Source organism: Shinella zoogloeoides, from assembly GCF_033705735.1.
Lineage (GTDB): Bacteria > Pseudomonadota > Alphaproteobacteria > Rhizobiales > Rhizobiaceae > Shinella > Shinella zoogloeoides_A.
In genome coordinates this window covers 255,270-274,645 of the sequence record NZ_CP131131.1, presented here as the reverse complement: position 1 = coordinate 274,645, position 19,376 = coordinate 255,270, and the positions used below count along the sequence as shown (strand labels likewise).

At 66.6% G+C, this 19,376-nt stretch carries 19 protein-coding genes; 11 read left to right on the top strand and 8 right to left on the bottom strand.

The genetic code is table 11. The annotated features are described in order from the left end of the window. The first annotated feature begins 15 nt into the window (after nucleotides 1-15). The 9 genes from ShzoTeo12_RS18940 (at nucleotide 16) to ShzoTeo12_RS18900 (ending at nucleotide 7,170) form a co-directional block, all read left to right on the top strand. Complete coding sequence (locus ShzoTeo12_RS18940) at nucleotides 16-939, top strand: pirin family protein (protein ID WP_318913589.1); 924 nt, start codon at nucleotides 16-18, stop codon at nucleotides 937-939. A gap of 192 nt (nucleotides 940-1,131) precedes the next feature. After that, the gene (locus tag ShzoTeo12_RS18935) at nucleotides 1,132-1,455 is read left to right on the top strand and encodes a metalloregulator ArsR/SmtB family transcription factor (protein WP_318913588.1); all 324 of its coding nucleotides are present in this window, start codon (nucleotides 1,132-1,134) and stop codon (nucleotides 1,453-1,455) included. Continuing rightward, complete coding sequence (locus ShzoTeo12_RS18930; protein ID WP_318913586.1) at nucleotides 1,452-1,886, top strand: SRPBCC domain-containing protein; 435 nt, start codon at nucleotides 1,452-1,454, stop codon at nucleotides 1,884-1,886. Before ShzoTeo12_RS18935 ends, ShzoTeo12_RS18930 begins: the two co-directional genes overlap by 4 nt. Then, entirely contained in the window at nucleotides 1,883-2,089 is a 207-nt protein-coding gene (locus ShzoTeo12_RS18925; protein ID WP_318913584.1) for a hypothetical protein, read from the top strand. Before ShzoTeo12_RS18930 ends, ShzoTeo12_RS18925 begins: the two co-directional genes overlap by 4 nt. 9 nt (nucleotides 2,090-2,098) lie before the next feature. After that, the gene (locus ShzoTeo12_RS18920) at nucleotides 2,099-2,521 is read left to right on the top strand and encodes a DUF1801 domain-containing protein (RefSeq protein WP_318913582.1); all 423 of its coding nucleotides are present in this window, start codon (nucleotides 2,099-2,101) and stop codon (nucleotides 2,519-2,521) included. Between the two features lie 18 nt (nucleotides 2,522-2,539). Then, on the top strand, nucleotides 2,540-2,932 hold the full coding sequence (locus ShzoTeo12_RS18915) for a DUF1801 domain-containing protein (RefSeq protein WP_318913580.1): 393 nt from the start codon (nucleotides 2,540-2,542) through the stop codon (nucleotides 2,930-2,932). 249 nt (nucleotides 2,933-3,181) lie between these two features. After that, the gene (gene dxs / locus ShzoTeo12_RS18910; RefSeq protein WP_318913579.1) at nucleotides 3,182-5,104 is read left to right on the top strand and encodes a 1-deoxy-D-xylulose-5-phosphate synthase; all 1,923 of its coding nucleotides are present in this window, start codon (nucleotides 3,182-3,184) and stop codon (nucleotides 5,102-5,104) included. Between the two features lie 60 nt (nucleotides 5,105-5,164). Beyond that, complete coding sequence (locus ShzoTeo12_RS18905; protein ID WP_318913577.1) at nucleotides 5,165-5,917, top strand: TlyA family RNA methyltransferase; 753 nt, start codon at nucleotides 5,165-5,167, stop codon at nucleotides 5,915-5,917. Then, nucleotides 5,914-7,170, top strand: a complete 1,257-nt coding sequence (locus ShzoTeo12_RS18900; RefSeq protein ID WP_318913575.1) for a class I SAM-dependent RNA methyltransferase — start codon at nucleotides 5,914-5,916, stop codon at nucleotides 7,168-7,170. Before ShzoTeo12_RS18905 ends, ShzoTeo12_RS18900 begins: the two co-directional genes overlap by 4 nt. 49 nt (nucleotides 7,171-7,219) lie before the next feature. Here ShzoTeo12_RS18900 and ShzoTeo12_RS18895 read toward each other — a convergent pair whose 3' ends face one another. The 4 genes from ShzoTeo12_RS18895 to ShzoTeo12_RS18880 form a co-directional block, all read right to left on the bottom strand. After that, nucleotides 7,220-9,289 carry a methyl-accepting chemotaxis protein gene (locus ShzoTeo12_RS18895; RefSeq protein ID WP_318914322.1) on the bottom strand — a complete coding sequence of 690 codons (2,070 nt, stop codon included), beginning with the start codon at nucleotides 9,287-9,289 and terminating at the stop codon, nucleotides 7,220-7,222. A gap of 199 nt (nucleotides 9,290-9,488) precedes the next feature. Next, the gene (locus tag ShzoTeo12_RS18890) at nucleotides 9,489-10,250 is read right to left on the bottom strand and encodes a crotonase/enoyl-CoA hydratase family protein (protein ID WP_318913573.1); all 762 of its coding nucleotides are present in this window, start codon (nucleotides 10,248-10,250) and stop codon (nucleotides 9,489-9,491) included. A 159-nt stretch (nucleotides 10,251-10,409) separates the two neighbouring features. Beyond that, on the bottom strand, nucleotides 10,410-12,182 hold the full coding sequence (locus tag ShzoTeo12_RS18885; RefSeq protein WP_318913572.1) for an acyl-CoA dehydrogenase: 1,773 nt from the start codon (nucleotides 12,180-12,182) through the stop codon (nucleotides 10,410-10,412). A gap of 180 nt (nucleotides 12,183-12,362) precedes the next feature. Beyond that, nucleotides 12,363-12,887: a BA14K family protein gene (locus ShzoTeo12_RS18880; protein ID WP_318913570.1), complete on the bottom strand. Its 525-nt coding sequence runs from the start codon at nucleotides 12,885-12,887 to the stop codon at nucleotides 12,363-12,365. A gap of 175 nt (nucleotides 12,888-13,062) precedes the next feature. On the opposite strand from ShzoTeo12_RS18880, the gene ShzoTeo12_RS18875 reads away from it, so the two are divergent. Beyond that, the gene (locus tag ShzoTeo12_RS18875; RefSeq protein ID WP_318913568.1) at nucleotides 13,063-14,154 is read left to right on the top strand and encodes a glycoside hydrolase family 25 protein; all 1,092 of its coding nucleotides are present in this window, start codon (nucleotides 13,063-13,065) and stop codon (nucleotides 14,152-14,154) included. Here ShzoTeo12_RS18875 and ShzoTeo12_RS18870 read toward each other — a convergent pair whose 3' ends face one another. Both ShzoTeo12_RS18870 and ShzoTeo12_RS18865 read right to left on the bottom strand, forming a co-directional pair. After that, nucleotides 14,155-16,089: a DUF2207 domain-containing protein gene (locus ShzoTeo12_RS18870; RefSeq protein WP_318913566.1), complete on the bottom strand. Its 1,935-nt coding sequence runs from the start codon at nucleotides 16,087-16,089 to the stop codon at nucleotides 14,155-14,157. Nucleotides 16,090-16,103: 14 nt separating this feature from the next. Next, on the bottom strand, nucleotides 16,104-16,652 hold the full coding sequence (locus ShzoTeo12_RS18865) for a LemA family protein (protein ID WP_318913565.1): 549 nt from the start codon (nucleotides 16,650-16,652) through the stop codon (nucleotides 16,104-16,106). Nucleotides 16,653-16,810: 158 nt separating this feature from the next. On the opposite strand from ShzoTeo12_RS18865, the gene ShzoTeo12_RS18860 reads away from it, so the two are divergent. Beyond that, complete coding sequence (locus ShzoTeo12_RS18860; RefSeq protein ID WP_318913563.1) at nucleotides 16,811-17,008, top strand: hypothetical protein; 198 nt, start codon at nucleotides 16,811-16,813, stop codon at nucleotides 17,006-17,008. A 177-nt stretch (nucleotides 17,009-17,185) separates the two neighbouring features. On the opposite strand, the gene ShzoTeo12_RS18855 is transcribed toward ShzoTeo12_RS18860, so the two are convergent. Then, nucleotides 17,186-18,142, bottom strand: coding sequence for a glycine--tRNA ligase subunit alpha (locus ShzoTeo12_RS18855; RefSeq protein WP_119254477.1), 957 nt, complete (start codon nucleotides 18,140-18,142; stop codon nucleotides 17,186-17,188). 93 nt (nucleotides 18,143-18,235) lie between these two features. Further along, a complete protein-coding gene (locus tag ShzoTeo12_RS18850; protein ID WP_318913562.1) occupies nucleotides 18,236-19,306 on the bottom strand; it encodes a dTDP-glucose 4,6-dehydratase in 1,071 nt (356 codons plus the stop codon). Between the last annotated feature and the right edge of the window lie 70 nt (nucleotides 19,307-19,376).

Below are 19,376 nucleotides of genomic sequence, written 5' to 3'. Positions count from 1 at the left end.
CGACAGGAGGGTGTGATGAGCTTCTTTCCGGGACAGGACCCCGAGGCAGGGGATGCGGCGGCGTGTGATGCGCTGGAAAACCTGATCATTCCGCGCACCAGCGACATCGGCGGGCTGGAGGTGCGGCGGGCGCTGCCGACGGCCAAGCGCCGGCTGGTGGGGCCGTTCATCTTCTTCGACCGCATGGGGCCGGCGCTGTTGCGCGCGGGCGAGGCGATCGACGTCAAGCCGCATCCGCATATCGGGCTCTCCACCGTCACCTATCTCTTCGACGGCGAGATCAAGCATCGCGACAGCCTCGGCACCGAGATGGTGATCGCCCCCGGCGACCTGAACCTGATGACGGCCGGGCGCGGCATCGTGCATTCCGAGCGCTCGCCGGAGAACCTGCGCGGCAAGCCGCAATCGATCTCCGGTCTTCAGACCTGGCTGGCCTTGCCCGACCATCTCGAGGAATCGGCCCCGGTCTTCTCCCACACGACGAAGGCCGAGCTTCCCGCCTTCTTCGCCGACGGCATCACCGGGCGCACGATCATCGGCAAATACGAGGGCCATGCTTCGCACGTCAGCGTGCCGACCGATACGCTCTATACGGACCTGATGCTCGCCCCCGGCGCCTCCGCCCCGCTGGCGGCGGACTGGGAGGAGCGTGCGGTCTACATTCTCTCCGGCACGCTGGATGTCGCCGGCGACGTCTTCGAGGCCGACCGGCTGCTCGTCTTCCGCGCGGGTGACCACATCACGCTGAAGGCGGGGCCGGAGGGCTGTCACATCATGCTCTTCGGCGGCGCGGCGCTCGGCTCCAAGCGATACATCTGGTGGAACTTCGTCTCCTCCTCCAAGGAGCGGATCGAGCAGGCCAAGGAAGAGTGGCGCACCGGCCGCTTCGACATCGTGCCGGGTGACGAGGAAGAGTTCGTGCCGCTGCCGGCGGGATAATGCATAGGTATCGAGCTATTTATTTTTTCTCCTCTCTGTTGTCGTGCTCGGGCTTGGCCCGAGCACACACCTCCTCTGCAGAGACTCTAGATCCCGGATTCGAGGTCGGGGATGTCGCATAAGAAGTTTTGTTATTGACCAATCCATAGCTATCGAGCTATATAAAAATCCATAGCCATCGAGGTATGGATTTTGACCGAACCGCACGACATCCTCTTCCGCACATTGGCCGACCCCACGCGGCGAGCGCTTTTCGAGCGGCTGTGCCGCGAGGGCGAAAAAACCGTGGGGGCGCTGACGGCGCAGGCCGGGGTTTCGCAGCCGGTCGTCTCCAAGCATCTCGGCCTTCTCAAGCAGGCCGGCCTCGTGCGCGACCGCCACGAGGGGCGGCAGACCCATTACAGCGCGCAGCTCGGCGCGCTTGCGCCGCTGGTCGACTGGACCAGCCAGATGACCCGGTTCTGGGAGGCGCGGTTCGACGATCTGGAAAATTTGCTCAGGAGAATGGACCAATGAACACGGAGATACGCTCTGTCGTCGTCGAGCGCGAGATCGCGCATCCGCCGGAAAAGCTCTGGCGCGCGCTGACGCAGCCGCACCTCATCGCCGAATGGCTGATGCGCAACGATTTTGCGCCGGTCGTCGGTCACAAGTTCACGCTCAGCGGAGACTGGGGCAGCGTCGAATGCGACGTGCTGACGGTGGAGCCCGGAAAAAGCCTCACCTACACCTGGAATCACGCGCATGCTGACCCAGCTTTCGATCTGAGAAGCGTGGTGAGCTTCACGCTGACGCCGACAGGTTCCGGCACGCTGCTGCGCATGGAGCAGACCGGCTTCCGGCCGGAGCAGAAGCAGGCCTTCGGCGGCGCGCGCTACGGCTGGGAGCAGCACTTCACCAATCTCGAACGGGTCCTGGCAGGGCTGGAACAGGGAGGCGCGCAATGAACTGGACCCTGAAAATCCGTCAGGTTCACCGCTGGCTTTCGATCCTCTTCACGCTCGCCGTGCTCATCAACATCGCGGCGATGACGCAGGGGCAGCCGCCCCTCTGGGTCGGCCTTCTCGCCCTCTTCCCGCTCATCCTGCTTCTGGCAAGCGGGCTCTATCTCTTCGCGCTGCCCTATGCCGCGCGGTGGCGGCACGGCTAGGAGGGCGCGATGGCTGGCGAGAAGACCGATAAGCCCGTCCTGCTTTCGGGCGGCAATCCGCAGATCGCCAAGGGTTACGGCGACGGGCCGATCCAAGCCTATATCGCCGCGATGCCGGGCTGGAAGAGCGATATCGGACGGCGGCTGGATGCGCTGGTCGAAGAAATCGTGCCCGATGTCCACAAGGCGGTGAAATGGAATTCGCCCCTCTACGGCATCGAGGGCGACGGCTGGTTCCTCAGCTACCATTGCTTTGCGAAATACATAAAGCTGACCTTCTTCCGCGGCACGTCGCTCGACCCGGTTCCGCCGGTCGCATCCAAAACGGCGGAAACGCGCTATTTCCACATCCACGAAGGCGAGGCGCTGGATGAAGGGCTGCTGGCCGGGTGGATCCGGCAGGCAAGCCGCCTTCCCGGCGAACGCATGTAACCGGCGAAAGGCAGCATCATGACCGACGCGCAATCCCCTTCCGAACTGATCGACGGACGTATCGCGGAGCTTGCCGACTGGCGCGGCGAGATGCTGGCGCGCCTGCGCGCCCTGATCCGGGAAACCGATCCCGAGGTCGTCGAGGAATGGAAATGGCGAGGCGTTCCCGTCTGGGAACATGACGGCATCCTGTGCACCGGCGAGACCTACAAGGCCGTGGTGAAGTTGACCTTCGCCAAGGGCGCCGCGCTGGAGGACCCGGCCGGGCTCTTCAACTCCAGCCTCGAGGGCAACACGCGCCGCGCCATCGACTTCCGCGAGGGCGAAACCATCCAGGAAGACGCGTTCAAGGCTTTGATCCGCGCCGCGGTCGCGCTCAACCAGACCGCGCGGGCGAAGAAGAAAAAGTAGAGGGCACCTTTCCCTTGCCCGTCCGGTAAGGCCGGGCGTCCGCAAAATGCCCCATTTGCCCAACAAGACTCGGTGCATGCGTCGGTTTGTAAGGTATCAATCCGGCGAAATACGCTCTAGACTTGCCGAAACGGTTGAAATCGCGCGCCGCATTCTGCATGTGACAGGCTAGCGCGGTACATGTACCGAACGCCCGGGCGCGCCTCCGCGAGGAGCTGCCATCTTCGGGCCCGACAACGAGGCATGAGAGTGACACAAACGCCAGCCACGCCCCTGCTCGACAAGGTCCGCATCCCGGCGGACCTGAAGACCGTCGAAGACCGTGACCTGCCGCAACTGGCGGCGGAGCTGCGCACGGAAATGGTCGACGCCGTCTCGCGCACCGGCGGGCATCTGGGCGCAGGCCTCGGCGTGGTGGAGCTGACCATCGCCATCCACAAGGTCTTCGACACGCCGAAGGACCGGCTGATCTTCGACGTCGGCCACCAGTGCTATCCGCACAAGATCCTCACCGGCCGTCGCGACCGCATTCGCACGCTGCGCCAGGAAGACGGCCTTTCCGGCTTCACCCGCCGGGCCGAGAGCGAATACGACCCCTTCGGCGCCGCCCATTCCTCGACCTCGATTTCCGCCGGCCTCGGCATGGCGGTCGCCGCCGACCTTTCGGGCGAACACCGCAACGTCATCGCCGTGATCGGTGACGGCGCCATGTCGGCCGGCATGGCCTATGAGGCGCTGAACAATGCCGGCGCGCTCGACGCGCGCCTCATCGTCATCCTCAACGACAACGACATGTCCATCGCCCCGCCGACGGGCGCGATGAGCGCCTATCTGGCGCGCCTCGCCTCCGGCCGCACCTATATGGGCTTCCGCGAACTCGGCAAGAAGCTGACGGCCTATCTCGGCAAGAAGGTCGATCGTGCCATCACCCGCGCCGTCGAGCATGCGCGTGGTTATGTCACCGGCGGCACGCTCTTCGAGGAAATGGGCTTCTACCACATCGGCCCGATTGACGGCCATTCCTTCGAGCATCTCCTGCCCGTGCTGCGCAATGTGCGCGACAATTCCAAGGGCCCGGTGCTGATCCACGTCGTCACCCAGAAGGGCAAGGGCTACCCGCCGGCCGAGGCCGCCGCAGACAAGTATCACGGCGTGAACAAGTTCGACGTCATCACCGGCGCGCAGGCCAAGGCCAAGCCGAACGCGCCCGCCTATACCTCCGTCTTCGCCGATGCGCTGGTGCAGGAAGCGGGCTTCGACGACAAGATCGTCGGCGTCACCGCCGCCATGCCGAATGGCACCGGCCTCGACAAGCTCGCGAACGCTTATCCCTCTCGCACCTTCGATGTCGGCATTGCCGAGCAGCATGCCGTGACCTTCGCCGCCGGCCTTGCCGCCGAGGGCTACAAACCGTTCTGCGCGCTCTATTCCACCTTCCTGCAGCGCGGCTACGACCAGGTGGTGCACGACGTCGCCATCCAGGGCCTGCCGGTGCGCTTCCCCATCGACCGCGCCGGCTTCGTCGGCGCCGACGGACCGACCCATGCCGGCTCCTTCGACACGACCTATCTCGCCACCCTGCCCGGCTTCGTGGTGATGGCAGCCGCCGACGAGGCGGAGCTGAAGCATATGGTGCGCACCGCCGCCGCCTATGACGCCGGCCCGATCTCCTTCCGCTACCCGCGCGGCGAAGGCGTCGGCGTGGACCTGCCGGCCCGCGGCGAAATCCTCGAGATCGGCAAGGGCCGCGTCGTCAAGGAAGGCACGAAGGTCGCCCTCCTCTCCTTCGGCACCCGCCTTGCCGACTGTCTGCTGGCCGCCGAAGACCTCGACGCCGCCGGCCTTTCCACCACGGTCGCCGATGCGCGCTTCGCCAAGCCGCTCGACCACGACCTCATCCGCCAGCTTGCCCGCAACCACGAAGTCCTCATCACCATCGAGGAGGGCGCCGTCGGCGGTTTCGGCAGCCATGTGCTGCAGTTCCTCGCATTGGAGGGCCTGCTCGACCAGGGCCTCAAGGTGCGCCCCATGGTGCTGCCGGACGCATGGATGGAACAGGCCAAGCCCGAGGCCATGTATGCCAAGGCCGGCCTCGACCGCGCCGGCATCGTCTCCACCGTCTTCCAGGCACTCGGCCAGAAGGCCGTCGCGGATGTGGGCGCGGCGGGCTGAGGCACCCTCATCCGCTTGCCGGGGCTTGCCTCTTTGCCGCCGAAGCGGCATGAGAGGCGCATGTCCCACACCAGCGAAACCATCCGCCTCGACCAGCTCCTGCTGAATGCCGGCCTCGTCGCCAGCCGCTCGCGGGCGCGCGATGCGATCACGCGCGGCACCGTCACGGTGAACGGCCGCGTCGTCACCAAGCCGAGCGCCAGCTTTCCGGCCTCCGCCACCCTCGCTATCGACGATCCGGCACAGGCCTATGTGTCGCGCGCGGCGCTGAAGCTGACGGCGGCGCTCGATCGGTTCGGGCTCGATCCCAAGGGTCTCGACTGTCTCGATATCGGCGCCTCCACCGGCGGCTTCACGCAGGTCCTGCTGGAGCGCGGCGCGGCGCATGTCGTTGCCGTCGATGTCGGGCACGACCAGATGCATCGAAGCCTTCGCGCCGATTCGCGTGTCACCAATCTCGAAGGGCTGAACGCGCGGGCGCTCAGCCGGACCGATCTCGGCGGGCGGGCCATCGGCGCGGTCGTCTCCGACGTCTCCTTCATCTCGCTGAAGCTCGCCCTGCCGCCGGCGTTGACGCTGGCCGAACCCGGCGCCTTCTGCGCCCTTCTCGTCAAGCCGCAATTCGAGGCGGGGCGCGAGGCTATCAGCAAGGCGGGGCTTCTGAAGGACCCGGAAAGCGCCCCCGCCGTGGCGGCGGAACTGGAACGCTGGCTGGTCGAGGAGATGGGCTGGCAAAGCCTCGGCCTCGTGCCTTCGCCCATCACCGGCGGCGACGGCAATCACGAATTTCTTCTTGGAGGGCGAAAGCCATGACGACGGAAACCCTCACCATCGCGCGGCTCGGCAGCGGCGGCGACGGCATCGCCGAGGCGCCGGGCGGCCCGGTCTACGTGCCCTTCACGCTGCCGGGCGAGACCGTCGCCGTCGCGCGGGTGAAGAACCACGGCACCGTCATGTCCATGTCGGTCGCCTCGCCCGAGCGGGTGGAGCCGCCCTGCGTGCATTTCGGCTCCGACGGCAGGAACGGCACCTGCGGCGGCTGCACGCTGCAACATGCGAGCGACGCCCTCTACCACGACTTCAAGCGCGGCCTCGTCGTCAATGCGCTGAAATCCAAGGGCCTGACGCCCGACGTGGCCCCGCTCGTCATCGCCCGGCCGGGCGAGCGCCGCCGCGTCGCGTTTACCGCGCGCAAGACGGAAAAAGGCATGCTGCTCGGCTTCAACCAGGCCGGCAGCCACCACATCGTTTCCATCGAGCACTGTCCCATCGCCAGCGATGGCATCGTCTCCCGGCTGGAGGACATCCGCCGGGTGGCCGCGGCCATCGCGACGTCGAGCGAGCCCTTCCGCCTGACGGTGCTGGAAACCGCGACCGGCCTCGACCTCGCCTTCGAGGGCGTGAAGAAGGTCGGCGACAGGGAGCGCCGGGCCGTCACCGAATGCATCCTTTCGCTGCGCGGCATCGCCCGCGTCTCCAATGACGGCGAAATCCTCATCGAGCCGGTGAAGCCGGAGATCGACTTTGCCGGCGTGCGCGTCTTCCCGCCGGCCGGCGGTTTCACGCAGGCGACGAAACCGGCGGAAGAGGCCATGGCCGAACTGGTGCTGGACGCGCTCGGCAAGGCCAAGCGCGTCGCCGACCTCTTCGCCGGCTCCGGCACCTTCGCGCTGCGCATCGCGCGCAGGGCCAAGGTCCATGCGGTGGAGGGCGACGAGAAGGCGATCAAGGCGCTGGACCACGCCGCGCGCAACACGCAGGGGCTCAAGCCCGTAACGGTGGAGCGGCGCGATCTCTTCCGCCGCCCGCTGATGACCTCCGAACTCAAGGTCTATGACGCCGTGGTCTTCGACCCGCCCCGCGCCGGCGCGGAGGACCAGTGCAAGGAACTCGCCCGCTCCGGCGTGAAGACCATCGTCGCCGTCTCCTGCAACCCGGTGAGCCTTGCCCGCGACCTTTCCATCCTCACCGCCGCCGGCTACCGCATCCGCCTCGTCACGCCCATCGACCAGTTCCTCTGGTCGGCGCATGTAGAGGCGGTGGCGGTGCTGGAGAAGGCCGCATAGCAAAAGGCCCGGATCGCTCCGGGCCTTTCGTTTTCCTGGGCTTCTATGTTCAAGCCGCGCGGCGCGCCGGGGCAGCGTGGGAGGCGGCTCCCGCCCCCAGCCTGAACTGCGCCAGCAGCGTGTTGAGGGCTGCGGCCTCGGCGGCCAGGCCATGGCTGGCGGCGGTCTGTTCCTCGACCATGGCGGCGTTCTGCTGCGTGCCCTGGTCCATCGTGTTGACGGCGGTGTTGATTTCCTGGAGGCCGGTCGACTGCTCGCGGGCGGCAGTGACGATGGCGTTCACATGGCCGTTGATCTCCTGCACCTCGCGCACGATGGCCTCAAGGGCGGCACCCGTCTCGCCGACGAGGGTCACGCCGGAGCGCACCTGATCGCCGGAAGTGGTGATGAGCGCCTTGATCTCCTTGGCGGCGTTGGCCGAACGCTGCGCAAGTTCGCGCACTTCCTGCGCCACGACCGCAAAGCCCTTGCCGGCCTCGCCGGCGCGGGCGGCTTCGACGCCGGCATTCAGCGCCAGAAGGTTGGTCTGGAAGGCGATATCGTCGATGACGCCGATGATGTTGGAAATCTCGTGCGAGGACTTTTCGATGCCCTGCATGGCGTTGACCGCGCGGCGGACCACTTCGCCGGACTTTTCGGCGCCGGTGCGGGTGCGCGAGACGAGCGAGCCGACTTCCTCGGCGCGGCGAGTCGAGTCCTTGACGGTGGTGGTGATCTCCTCCAGCGCGGCGGCGGTTTCCTCGACGGAAGCCGCCTGCTGTTCGGTGCGGCGGGCGAGATCGTCGGCGGCCGAGCGGATTTCCGTCGCGCCCGCATCGATGGCGCGGGCGTTCTGGCCAACGGTCGTCATCGCCGTGTGCAGCTTGGTCAGCGAATGGTTGAAGTCCGTGCGCAGGCGGTCGAGGTGGCCGGCGAAGGGTTCTTCGATACGGTGGGCAAGGTCGCCCTCGGCGAGGCGGCCGAGGCCATCGGCCAGCGCCTCGACGGCGTGCTGGATCTCAGCGGCTTCGTGGGCCTTCATCGCCTCGCGCTCGCGGCGCTCGCTTTCGGAAAGCACACGGCCCTCCTCGGCGGCGTTTTCGAGGCGCGTGCGCTCGATGGCATTGTCGCGGAAAACGGCGACGGCGGCGGCCATGCGGCCGATCTCGTCGCGTCGCTCCTCGCCGGGGATTTCGGTGCCGACGTCACCGGCGGCAAGCCTGTCCATGGCGACGGTCATGTCCTTGACCGGACGCACGACGAGGCGCGACAGCACAGTGGCGAGGAAGCCCATCATGACGATGACGGCGAGCACGGTGGCGATCGTCGCGGCGATGCGGAACTGGTCGATGGCCGAGAAGGCCATGCCGCTGTCGATGGTGAAGCCGAGATACCATTCCACCGACGGCAGGCCCGTGACCGGCACGAAGGAGACGAGCACCGGCTTGCCGTCATAGGTCGTGTGCACGATGCCGCTGCCGATGGCGGGCGTCGCTTCGGGGAAGGCATCTGCGAGCGTCTTGGTGACGAGCGCCTGGTTCTTGTGCACGAGGATCTGGCCGTCCTTGCTGACGAGGAAGGCAAAGCCCGCGCCGCCGAGATCGACCGAATTGACCATGTCGACGAGGGACTTCAGCGAGAAATCGCTGCCGGCGACGCCGACGAGCTTGCCGTCGCGCTTGACGGGAACCGCCGCGGTGATGACGAGATCGCTGGTGGAGGCGTCGACATAGGGCTCGGTCAGCACGCCGCCATTCGCCTTGACGGCATCCTGATACCAAGGCCGCTGGCGCGGATCGTAGCCTTCCGGCATGTCCGACTTCGGCCATTGCGTGAAGACGCCCGCCTCGTCGCCGACATAGGTGGAGATGAACTGGCTGCTCAGGACCTCGTTGTCCAGAACGGCTTCGGTGCCGGCCGGGTCGGTGGATTTCGCGGCCGCGTTGGCGGCCATTTCGGTCAGCGCCACGCGGCCGTTCAGCCAGTTGGCGATGCTCTGGGCGGCCTGCTTGCCGGAACTGTCGATGCTCTCCTCGACGGATTTCGTCAGCACGGAGCGCTGCAGGCTGTCGATATAGAGTGAAAAGCCGGTGAACGCGGCGATGACGACGAGGGACGCGACGACAAGGATGCGCGTCATGAGATTGGAGCGTCTGGACACGGTAGCAGTGTTCCTTCCGATCGCCGGCGCAAAAGCGCCGGCGCTATGCTGAACGGCATGCCGGAGGCGAGGTCGACCGCATCATGCGGCAGCCGGCTGGATCGCCGGGAGAATGCCGCACCATAGGAAAACGTGTTTAAGGTCCTCTTAAAATTGACGGACCACAAATGGGGGACGCCTATCCTTTGCCCCGCGCCATGAAGGCCTCGAAGGCGGCGCGCGCCTCGGGACTCTTCAGTTGCGCGGCGAAATGGTCCGCCTCCTCGTCGATCCGCGCTGCGACCTCCGCCCGGTCGCCGCGGATGAGACTGCGGGCGATGGCAAGAGCCTTCGGCGGCTTGGCGGCAAGGCGTCGTGCGGCGGCAAGCGCCTCGTTCTCCACGGCGGCCGGCTCCACGACTGCATAAACGAGGCCGGCATCTTTTGCGGTGGCCGCCGAAAAGCCTTCGCCGGCGGCCAGCAGCGCGAAGGCGCGCTGGTGGCCCATCAGGCGCGGGGCAAGGAGGCTGGAGGCGGCTTCCGGCACGAGGGCGAGGTCCACGAAGGGCGTCCTGAATTCCGTGCGGATGGAGGCATAGGTGAGGTCGCAATGCAGATGGATGGTCGTGCCGATGCCGATGGCAAGGCCATCGACGCCGGAGACCAGCGGCTTGCCGTGGGCGGCGAGCGCGTGGAGGAAATCGATCACCTCGCGGCCCATCGTGCCGCTCATGGCGAAGGCCATGAAGTCGTTGAGGTCGTTGCCGGCTGAAAAGCAACCTGCGGAGCCGAGAAAGACGGTCGCACGCACGCCGTCGTCCGCATCGCCCGGCCTCAGCGCATCGGTCATCGCCTGGTACATGGCGCGGGTGATGGCGTTCTTCTTTTCCGCCCGGTTGAGGCGGATCACCTGCACCCCGGGGGCGCTTTCCGGGCGCTCGATCAGGATATGGTCGGTCATCGACGTGGGTCCTTTATTCGGTTGCAATCCCCCCTTTGCCTGCCGGCATCTCCCCACAAGGGAGAGACAGATAGAAGCTTGCCCACCGTTCCAAAATGATTGCCACCGGGGCGGCACATTAAGCCCCTCCCCCTTGTGGGGAGGGGTTGGGGAGGGGTCTTATTCCAGAACCACCCGCGCTGCTTCCAGGCTCGCGGCACCGGACATCACCCGGTCCTTCAGCGCCGCCGTCTCGCCGATGACATTCTCCGCGGCGAAGCGGCAGAGCGCGGCGCGTTCGGCGTTGCGGCCGTCGCCGCCATCGGCGAGCGCGCCCTTGGCGAGGTAGGCGCCGGTGAGCACGAGGCCGAAGAGGCGCTGGTAGGGCGTCGCGCCGGCAAGCGCTTCGGCCTGCCGGCCCTCGGCGAGTGTCGCGAGCAGCCATTCCGTGGCGGCTTCTAGATCGGCGATGGCGGCCTCGAGGCGCGCGCCCGTCTCGCCGAGTTGCGGCGCATTCGCGGCGCTTGCCTTTGCCGCGATCGCGTGCAGTTCGGCGATGAAGCCGCGCACGTGGCTGCCATCCGAAAGCGGCAGCTTGCGCGTGACGAGATCGATGGCCTGAATGCCGTTGGTGCCCTCGTAGATCGGCGCGATGCGGGCGTCGCGGTAGAGCCGCGCCGCGCCCGTCTCCTCGATGAAACCCATGCCGCCATGCACCTGCACGCCGAGCGAGGCGACATCGACGCCGGCATCGGTGGCAAAGCTCTTGGCGATGGGGGTGAGGAGGCTCGCGCGCTCCGCCCAGTGCTGCGCCTCATCGCCATGCGCCATGTCGACGGCATGGGCGCAGGCATAGGTGATGGCGCGGGCGCCCTGCGTCAGCACCTTCATGGTCAGGAGCATGCGGGCGACATCCGGATGTTCGATGATCGGACTCATGCCAGAACCCTGCCAGCCGGGCGCCTTGCCCTGCGTGCGCTCCTTCGCATAGGCGATGGCCTTCTGCGTCGCGGCATCGGCGATCGCCACACCCTGCATGCCAACGGCAAGGCGGGCGTTGTTCATCATGGTGAACATGCAGGCAAGGCCACGGTTCTCCTCGCCGATGAGCCAGCCGATGGCCCCCGGCTCGTCGCCGAAGCGGCCGTCACCGTAGATCATGGTGCAGGTCGGCGAGCCATGAATGCCGAGCTTGTGCTCGATGGAATGGCAATAGGCGTCGTTGCGCGCGCCGAGCGACCCGTCCTCATCGACGAGGAATTTCGGCACGAGGAAGAGCGAGATGCCACGCGTGCCGGCCGGCGCATCCGGCAGGCGGGCGAGGACGAGATGCACGATATTGTCGGTGAAGTCGTGCTCGCCATAGGTGATGAAGATCTTCTGGCCGAAGAGGCGGTAGGTGCCGTCGGCGCGGCGCTCGGCGCGGGTCTTCATGACGCCGAGATCGGAGCCGGCATGCGGCTCGGTGAGGTTCATCGAGCCCATCCACTCGCCCGAGATCATCTTCGGCAGATAGGTGCGCCTGAGATGGTCGGAGCCGTGGGCCGCCAGCGCCTCGACGGCGCCGATGGTCAGCGTCGGGCCGATGGCGAAAGCCATGGAGCCGCCGTTCCACATTTCGAGCGCGGCGACATGCAGCATGTGGGGAAGCCCCTGCCCGCCGAAATCGGGGGAGGCCGTCAGCGAATTCCAGCCGCCTTCCGCCCAGGCCTTGTAGAGCGCTGGCCAGCCGTCGGGCATTTTCACCGCGCCGTCGGCAAGGCGGGCGCCCTGCCTGTCGCCGATCTCGGCGAGCGGCGCCACTTCCTCGGTGGCGAAACGGCCGGCTTCGGAGAGGATGGCGTCGACGAGATCGTCCGTGAGGTCGCCGAGATGGCCGCCTTCCAGCGCCGGGGTGAGTCCCGCCACATGCTTCAGCGTGAACGCAATCTCCTCGACCGGCGCCTTGTACATCTCTATCCTCCTCCATCGCGCCCGAACCATGGGCGCCGCTTGCTGGCTGGAAGATTATTGATTTTTACGTAAACGTCAATATTCGACAACATATTCCCGAAGAGAAACGGGCCGGCCGGCGAGGAGCCGGTCGACCCGTTTGCGTGCCGCAACGCCATCGGACATCTTGAAGACGGAACCTCAGCGATAGGGCGAGATGCACTGGCGGCGCGGCCCGTGATAGGGCTGGAACGTGTTGTCATAGGCCCGGTACGAGCGGTAGCGGTTGGCGCACCAGCGCACATGCGAGCTGCCGCCGCGATAGTAGCCACGGTCGTTCGCCACCGCGCTACCGATCATGGCGCCCATACCCATCATGGCGAAGGGAACCCAGGCATCGCTGTGATGGCGGTGGCGGTAATAGCCGTAGCGTGGGCCATGACGATAGTAGCGGCCCCGATCATAGCGGTTATGGCGCGGGCCGTATCCACTGCGGTCATGGCGCGGCCCGTACCCGCTACGGTCATGGCGATTCCAGTTTTGGCCGCCCGAATTCCGCCACTTGCGCCAGTAGCGCCGGTCTGCGACGCGCTGGACCACACTAGCGCCGTCGTCGGCCGGCTGCACCTTCACCACCGGCAGCGGCATGGCCCCAGCCGGCACGACAGGCGTTGCCGCAAAGAGGGCGGAAATGGCGACGACGAGGCATTTGCTTGTAAGTCTCATGGCATTTCTCCCGGATCGATTGCCGCGCGCAAAGCGCAAGGCTTTGATGCTGAAACGCAAAACGGCCCGGATGGTTCCGCCCGCCGGAAGCGGCAGGCATCGCTTAGCGCTTCGTTAACCATGATAGCCGCACCATGGGTGCTTGCGAAGGACCTGAGATTCGCAAGGAGCGTCCATGAATCCGCAGCTTTCCGGCCTTGCCGCCCTCCTCCTCCCGTCGGCCCTTGCCCTTGCGGCACAGGCCGCGGATGTCGAGCCGTGGAAGAAGCAGGAAAATGCTATCGTCATCGACGCCTACGAGCTGAACGAGATCGACTGGTCCGAGATGCTCGCCGACAAGCGTATCGCCGGCTTCATCTCCAAGGCTTCGGACGGATTGCCGGAAAGCTATAGCTGCAAGGGCGATCACAACGGCGACACGGTCGCGCATTGCAAGACCATGTGGCGCAAATACGCGGTAAGCCGCGAGCTCTACGAGACGCGCCGGCTGCTCGCCCGCTCGAAGGGCCTGCTCTGGGGTGCCTATCACCTGGCGCGGCCGGGCAACCCGATCGAGCAGGCCAACCATTTCCTCGATTATGCCAATCCGCAGGACGACGAGATGATGGTGCTCGACATCGAGAGCATCGACGCGGACAACTATATGTCGCTCGAGGATGCGCAGGTCTTCGCCGGTCACGTCAAGACGCGCACCGGCCGCTATCCGGTGCTCTACACCAACCATGCCACCGCCCGGTATATCGCCGCCAACCGCGACAGGTACCGCATCCTCTCGCGCCTTCCGCTCTGGTATGCCCGCTACAAGCCAGCCGTCGCCGGCAGCTTCCCGATGGGCAACTGGGAGAATTACGCGCTCTGGCAGTTCTCCGCCGCGGCCAACTGCACGAAGCGCCGCTGCCCCTACCGCGTCAAGGGCACGGAAAGCGACATCGACGTCAATGTCGCGCCGATGGGCAAGGCGGCGCTGCGGCAGGTCTGGGCCTTCGGCAGCCTCCTGCCTGAAAAACCGTTCGAGCCGGTGGACGACATCCTCACCGCCTCCATTCCGGCGACCGGCGCGCTGAAGGCCTCCGTCGAGGCAGCGGCCGCCACCGGCGCGGCGGCGCAGACGACGGGCGCGATCACCCTTGCCTCCGGCACCGCCGCCACCTTCTCCGTCAGCGTTTCGGCCGACGCCACGGCCGGCCTTGCCGCGTCGGGCGCGGCGACGGTCACGCCCGGCCGCAACCTCGTCGAGGTGACGCCGCTCAACTACCAGGACTTCTGACTACCAGCCCCCGCCGCCACCGCCGCCTCCGCCCCCACCGGACGAGCCGCCGCCGGAGGAGAAGCCGGAGGACGAGCTTTTCGGCGGATCGGGCAGCGAGGAGCGCATCGTGCCCGCCATGGAGCCGGCAAAGCCGCCCATCCGGTCGGAGAAGGCACCCGAGGAGAAACCGTCGCCGTGATACCAGGCGGGCTGGTAGGCGGCAGCAGCCCCGGCGGCCGCGGCCGTCAGCAGCCAGCGGTCGAAGGTCTGCGACCACGGCTTCTCGACGCCGAGCGCAACCGCATAGGGCAGCAATGTCTCGTAATGACGCGGCGACATTTCCGGCGCGCCGGCCATGTTCATGCGGTCCTTTTCGGCAAGCGTCAGGTATTGGCGCAGCCCCTCGATGCCGTCCATCATCCTGCGCCCCACCGGCGTCGGCGCGCCCATCAGGAAGAAGAAGACCAGATTTGTGACGACGATGCCGCCGATGGCGGCAAAGAGCGGCAATTGCCCGGCCGCCTCCACCGAAACGAAGGTCGCCAGCGCGATGCCGCCGAAGACGGTCAGGAGGATGAAGCCGACGAAGGCGATGAGCGCGACGGCGAAGATGCGCGCGCCGAGCGTTTTGGCCTGCCGCAGGTTCTGCCCGAGCCCGGCCGCGAAGACCGAGATGAAGATCGAGGCGAAGACGGGCATGATGACGAGCGCGATGCCCTCCTCCGGCAGCGAGCCGAAGATCAGCAGCGCCGCAAGGCAGGCGAGCGTCAGGACGATGCCGCCGATCGCCTGCGGCCAGTTGGCGTGGTAGTATTTCTGCCGGTGTTCCTTCTCCATCGCGTCGCGAAAGTCCCGGCCGAGCTTCTGGACACTTCTGCCGCTCGACTTCTGGATGGAGAAATGGCTGCCCGCCGCCGGCAGGGCGGCCAGCAGCGTGGCTTCGCCGGTCGGCAGGGGTCCTTGCACCGGCTTGTCCGTGCGCGTGACGGTGATGGAATTCTTGAGGTCGCCGAGTTCTACCAGTCCCTTGACGGCGAGGTTGAGGAAGGCCGCCGAGATCGCCGTCCAGCCGTGGCCGCCGAAGCCCTTCTCGTCGATATAGTTGACCAGCCCCGGGGAAATGCCCTCCGGCGCATCCCAGCGCGGCACGACCACGCCGCGCGGCGGATCGCGGCCGACGGCAAGCCAGGCCCAGAGATAGTAGCCGAGGACGAGCGCGAAGCCGCCGAAGGCGAGGAAGAGATTGCGGTTGTCCTTGAAGAACAGCGCGCGTTCCTCGGCGGTCGTCGGCTTGTCGATGCTGCCGGCGGGCATCTTCACGCCGATGGTCAGGCCCTCCTGCGGGCCGAGCGCGCGCGTCGTCTCGAAGAGCGCCCGGTTGCCGCGGTTCTCGGCGCGGGCGTTCCTCTCCGTCGCGCCATTGGGGCCGGTGAAGTAGGTAAGTTCCTGCGCGCTGACGCCAGCCGGCAGCGTCACCGTGGCGCTCGCCCGATGGATGGGAAAGGCCCATTCCGTGCCGGTGACGTTCCAGAAGAGTTCGTCATGCGTGTCGAAGAAGCGGATCTGCCGGCTCGTCTCGTAGGTCAGGCGATAGTCGTGGAAACCCGGCGCGAGCTGCGTGTCGGACGAGCCGAAGAAGATGCGGATGCCGCGGCGGATGCTTTCCGTGTGATAGGGCTCCGGCCGCCCGTCCCGCTCGACGCCGAGAATCTTGAAGCCGACCTCCTTCTCGCGGCCGTCCGCATCGGTGAAGGTCAGCGGAAAGTCGCGGTAGATGCCGCGGCGGATTCGGTTGCCCTCGGCGTGGACGCGCATCGTCTCGGTGACGGTGAGCGTGCCGTTCTTCGCCACGACGATATCGGAATTGTAGCGGTCGAAATATTCCTCCGCGCGCGCCGCGCCTCCCACAAGAAAGCAGAACCACAGGGCCAGGAGGGCGGCGATTCGCGTCATCAGGCGCTCCGGGTTCAGAATTTCACCGTGGGCACGGCGCGGTCGGCCGGGTTGTCGATCTCGAAATAGGGCGCCTTGGCGAATTTGAAGAGGCTGGCGAGGAGGTTCGACGGGAAGCTCTCGACCTTCACGTTGAGATCGCGGGCCGCGCCGTTGTAGTAGCGCCGCGACATCTGGATCTCGCCCTCGATGGTCTCCAGCGTCTGCTGCAGCTCGGCGAAGTTCTGGTTGGCCTTGAGGTCCGGATAGGCCTCGGCAAGGGCGAAGATGCGGCCGAGCGCCTGGCTCAGCATGCCCTCTGCCTGCGCACGGCCGGCGACGTCGCCAGCGGGGACGGACTGCGCTCGGTTGCGCAATTCTACGACCTTTTCCAGCGTCTCCTTCTCGTGCGCGGCATAGCCCTTCACGGTTTCGAGGAGGTTGGGGATAAGGTCGGCGCGGCGCTTCAGCTGCACGTCGATGCCGGACCAGGCCTCCTCCTTCATCTGCCGCGCCCGCACGAGGCCGTTGTAGATGACGATGGCATAGATGACGACCACCGCCGCGATTGCGAGACCAATCATGCGCTTCAAAGCTCCCTGTTCGCGTTTTCCGGGAGATTAGCATCCGAAACGCCGCTGGAAAGCCCCGGAGGCCGCTTTCCTGTAACCGCGGGAACCGCGCCGCCGGTCGCCCTGCCCGATAGTTGCTTCATCGACCACCCGAACCCGAAGCAACCGCCATGAAAACCCTCGCCCTCTCCATCAACGTCCTCGGCTTTGCCGCCCTCTTCCTCGCCTATGCGGCAGGCGCTTCGGTCGAGCGGCCCTCGGGCGTGCGCCGGGCCCTCCAGACCTATGCCGGCCAGCTCCCGACCGGCGCCTATCCGACGCTCAAGCCGGTTTGGGAGCTGGGGGTGACGGTTTCGGCGAAGGCTTGAAGAAGGAGAGAAAGGATCGCCCCTCATCCCCCTGCCGGGACCTTCTCCCCGCAAGCGGGGAGAAGGGGAGGATGCAAGGTTTTCCCAAAGCTTGGATGGGTAGGAAGCCGTTTCTCCATCACCTTCTCCCCGCTTGCGGGGAGAAGGTGGCGGCAGCCGGATGAGGGGCTATCCCGTTCAGGCCGCGTCCTTGGTCCAGTTCGCGCCGCCCGCATCCGTCAGCAGGAAAGCCTCGCCGCAGGCTTTGGCCAGCGTGCGCACGCGCAGGATGTAGCTCTGGCGCTCGGTGACGGAGATCACGCCGCGCGCGTCGAGCAGGTTGAAGACGTGGGACGCCTTGATGCACTGGTCGTAGGCCGGCAGCACGCATTTGTGCAGCGCGTTGGTATCGCCCGGTGCGCCGGCCGCGAGAAGCGCCTGGCACTCCTTCTCCGCGTCGATGAAGTGCCGGTGCAGCATGGCCGTGTCGGCATATTCGAAGTTATGGCGGGAATATTCCTGCTCAGCCTGCAGGAAGACATCGCCATAGGTGATCTTCTCGTCGCCCTCGCGGCCGTTGAAGTTGAGATCATAGACGTTGTCGACGCCCTGCACATACATGGCGAGGCGTTCCAGGCCATAGGTCAGCTCGCCCGCGACGGGCGCGCATTCGATGCCGCAGACCTGCTGGAAGTAGGTGAACTGCGAGACTTCCATACCGTCGCACCAGCACTCCCAGCCAAGGCCCCAGGCGCCGAGCGTCGGGCTTTCCCAGTCGTCTTCGACGAAGCGCACGTCATGCAGCAGCGGATCGAGGCCGATGGCGGCGAGCGAGCCGAGATAGAGCTCCTGCAGGTTCGACGGGTTGGGCTTCAGGATGACCTGGTACTGGTAATAGTGCTGGAGACGGTTCGGGTTCTCGCCGTAGCGGCCGTCCGAAGGGCGGCGCGAGGGCTGCACATAAGCGGCGCGCCAGGGCTTCGGGCCGAGCGCGCGCAGGGTCGTCGCCGGGTGGAACGTGCCCGCGCCGACTTCCATGTCGTAGGGCTGGAGCACCGCGCAGCCCTTGTCCGCCCAGTAGTTGTGCAGCGTCAGGATCAGCCCCTGGAAGGAGCGGGTCGGATTCATGTGGTCGGGCAGGGCGGTGGAGGTCATCGGTTTCGTGTCCGGGCATTCTGGAAGAGCTTGCGGACTGGTGCCACGATGCGCCTGATGGGTCAAGGGTTTCGGCCTGGCGCGGGCGCCGCCTCAATGGCGCTCCAGCGAACGGAAGAGGCCGGAGCCCGCGGCCTGCGTGACGGCCTGCACCCGCTGCGGCGCAAGACCGGGCACGCCGCGGATGCGGCGACGCGCGCCGCCCGGCACGCGGGCACCGTACCAGGCGGCCAGCATCGGCAGTTCGCGGCGCAGCGTGCCCGCCGCCCGCCAGCCGAGCGCCTGTAGCGCGCTTGTATCGAGCGGCGAACGGCCGGCATCGCCCGGCCGGCCCTCGGTGAAGGCGACGCCCGCGACCGGGTCCTGAACGGCCTCGAGCACCATACGGGCGATGGAGAGGATGTCGTGAAGATCGTCGCCCGCCACATTGTAGGTGGCGTTTTCCGCTCCGCGGGTGACGACCGTCCTCAGCGCCGCGCAGAAATCGGCGATCGTGACGAAGGCGCGCGTCTGGCGCCCCTCGCCATGCACCGGAAGCGGCTGGCCGACGGCCGCCATTTCGAGGAAGCGCGGCAGAAGCTTTTCCGTGTTCTGCCGCGTGCCGACGATATTGACCGGGCGCAGCACGCGGATATCGAGATCGAAGGAGCGGCGAAGGCCGGCGATCAGCATTTCGGCGGCGGCCTTGGAGGCGCCGTAGGGATTGTCCGGCAACAGCGGCGCGCTCTCGCCAATCGGCGCACCCGCGCCGGCGCCATAGACCTCGGCGGTGCCGACATGGATCATCAGCGGCACGCGGCGGCGGCCCATCGCCTCGACAAGCACCTGCGTGCCGAGCGCATTGGCGACCGTGAAGCGCTCCGGCACCGCGAAGGCGCGCTCGACATGGCTTTCGCCGGCCGCATGGACGACGAGGTCGGCATCCTTCAGCATCTCCGTCACGAGATCGAGATTGCCGACGTCGCCCTGCTGGATCGTCACCCGGCCGGTTCGGAAGGCGGCGTCGAGATGCGACATGTCTGCGGCATAGGTGAAGGCGTCGAGCACGCGGATGCGCGCCTGCGGGCAATGCACCAGGAGATCGTCGACGATATGCGAGCCGACAAAGCCCGCGCCACCGGTCACGACGATGGTGTTGATCCGGTCGAGATCGAGCGAGGCCATGGGTAACTCCGTTCATGCGAACACGTCACGGGCCGCATCATGCAACCCTGGCCCACAGATCGCCCTGCCT

Bases quoted from the DNA above. Each gene is read 5' to 3' on its own strand.
- ShzoTeo12_RS18860 (WP_318913563.1), top strand. From the start codon at position 16,811: ATGAAAACCCTCGCCCTCTCCATCAACGTCCTCGGCTTTGCCGCCCTC.
- ShzoTeo12_RS18850 (WP_318913562.1), bottom strand. From the start codon at position 19,306: ATGGCCTCGCTCGATCTCGACCGGATCAACACCATCGTCGTGACCGGT.
- ShzoTeo12_RS18915 (WP_318913580.1), top strand. From the start codon at position 2,540: ATGACCGACGCGCAATCCCCTTCCGAACTGATCGACGGACGTATCGCG.
- ShzoTeo12_RS18855 (WP_119254477.1), bottom strand. From the start codon at position 18,142: ATGACCTCCACCGCCCTGCCCGACCACATGAATCCGACCCGCTCCTTC.
- ShzoTeo12_RS18885 (WP_318913572.1), bottom strand. From the start codon at position 12,182: ATGTACAAGGCGCCGGTCGAGGAGATTGCGTTCACGCTGAAGCATGTG.
- ShzoTeo12_RS18940 (WP_318913589.1), top strand. From the start codon at position 16: ATGAGCTTCTTTCCGGGACAGGACCCCGAGGCAGGGGATGCGGCGGCG.
- ShzoTeo12_RS18875 (WP_318913568.1), top strand. From the start codon at position 13,063: ATGAATCCGCAGCTTTCCGGCCTTGCCGCCCTCCTCCTCCCGTCGGCC.
- ShzoTeo12_RS18890 (WP_318913573.1), bottom strand. From the start codon at position 10,250: ATGACCGACCATATCCTGATCGAGCGCCCGGAAAGCGCCCCCGGGGTG.
- ShzoTeo12_RS18895 (WP_318914322.1), bottom strand. From the start codon at position 9,289: ATGACGCGCATCCTTGTCGTCGCGTCCCTCGTCGTCATCGCCGCGTTC.
- ShzoTeo12_RS18870 (WP_318913566.1), bottom strand. From the start codon at position 16,089: ATGACGCGAATCGCCGCCCTCCTGGCCCTGTGGTTCTGCTTTCTTGTG.
- ShzoTeo12_RS18905 (WP_318913577.1), top strand. From the start codon at position 5,165: ATGTCCCACACCAGCGAAACCATCCGCCTCGACCAGCTCCTGCTGAAT.
- ShzoTeo12_RS18930 (WP_318913586.1), top strand. From the start codon at position 1,452: ATGAACACGGAGATACGCTCTGTCGTCGTCGAGCGCGAGATCGCGCAT.
- ShzoTeo12_RS18925 (WP_318913584.1), top strand. From the start codon at position 1,883: ATGAACTGGACCCTGAAAATCCGTCAGGTTCACCGCTGGCTTTCGATC.
- ShzoTeo12_RS18880 (WP_318913570.1), bottom strand. From the start codon at position 12,887: ATGAGACTTACAAGCAAATGCCTCGTCGTCGCCATTTCCGCCCTCTTT.
- ShzoTeo12_RS18920 (WP_318913582.1), top strand. From the start codon at position 2,099: ATGGCTGGCGAGAAGACCGATAAGCCCGTCCTGCTTTCGGGCGGCAAT.
- ShzoTeo12_RS18900 (WP_318913575.1), top strand. From the start codon at position 5,914: ATGACGACGGAAACCCTCACCATCGCGCGGCTCGGCAGCGGCGGCGAC.
- ShzoTeo12_RS18865 (WP_318913565.1), bottom strand. From the start codon at position 16,652: ATGATTGGTCTCGCAATCGCGGCGGTGGTCGTCATCTATGCCATCGTC.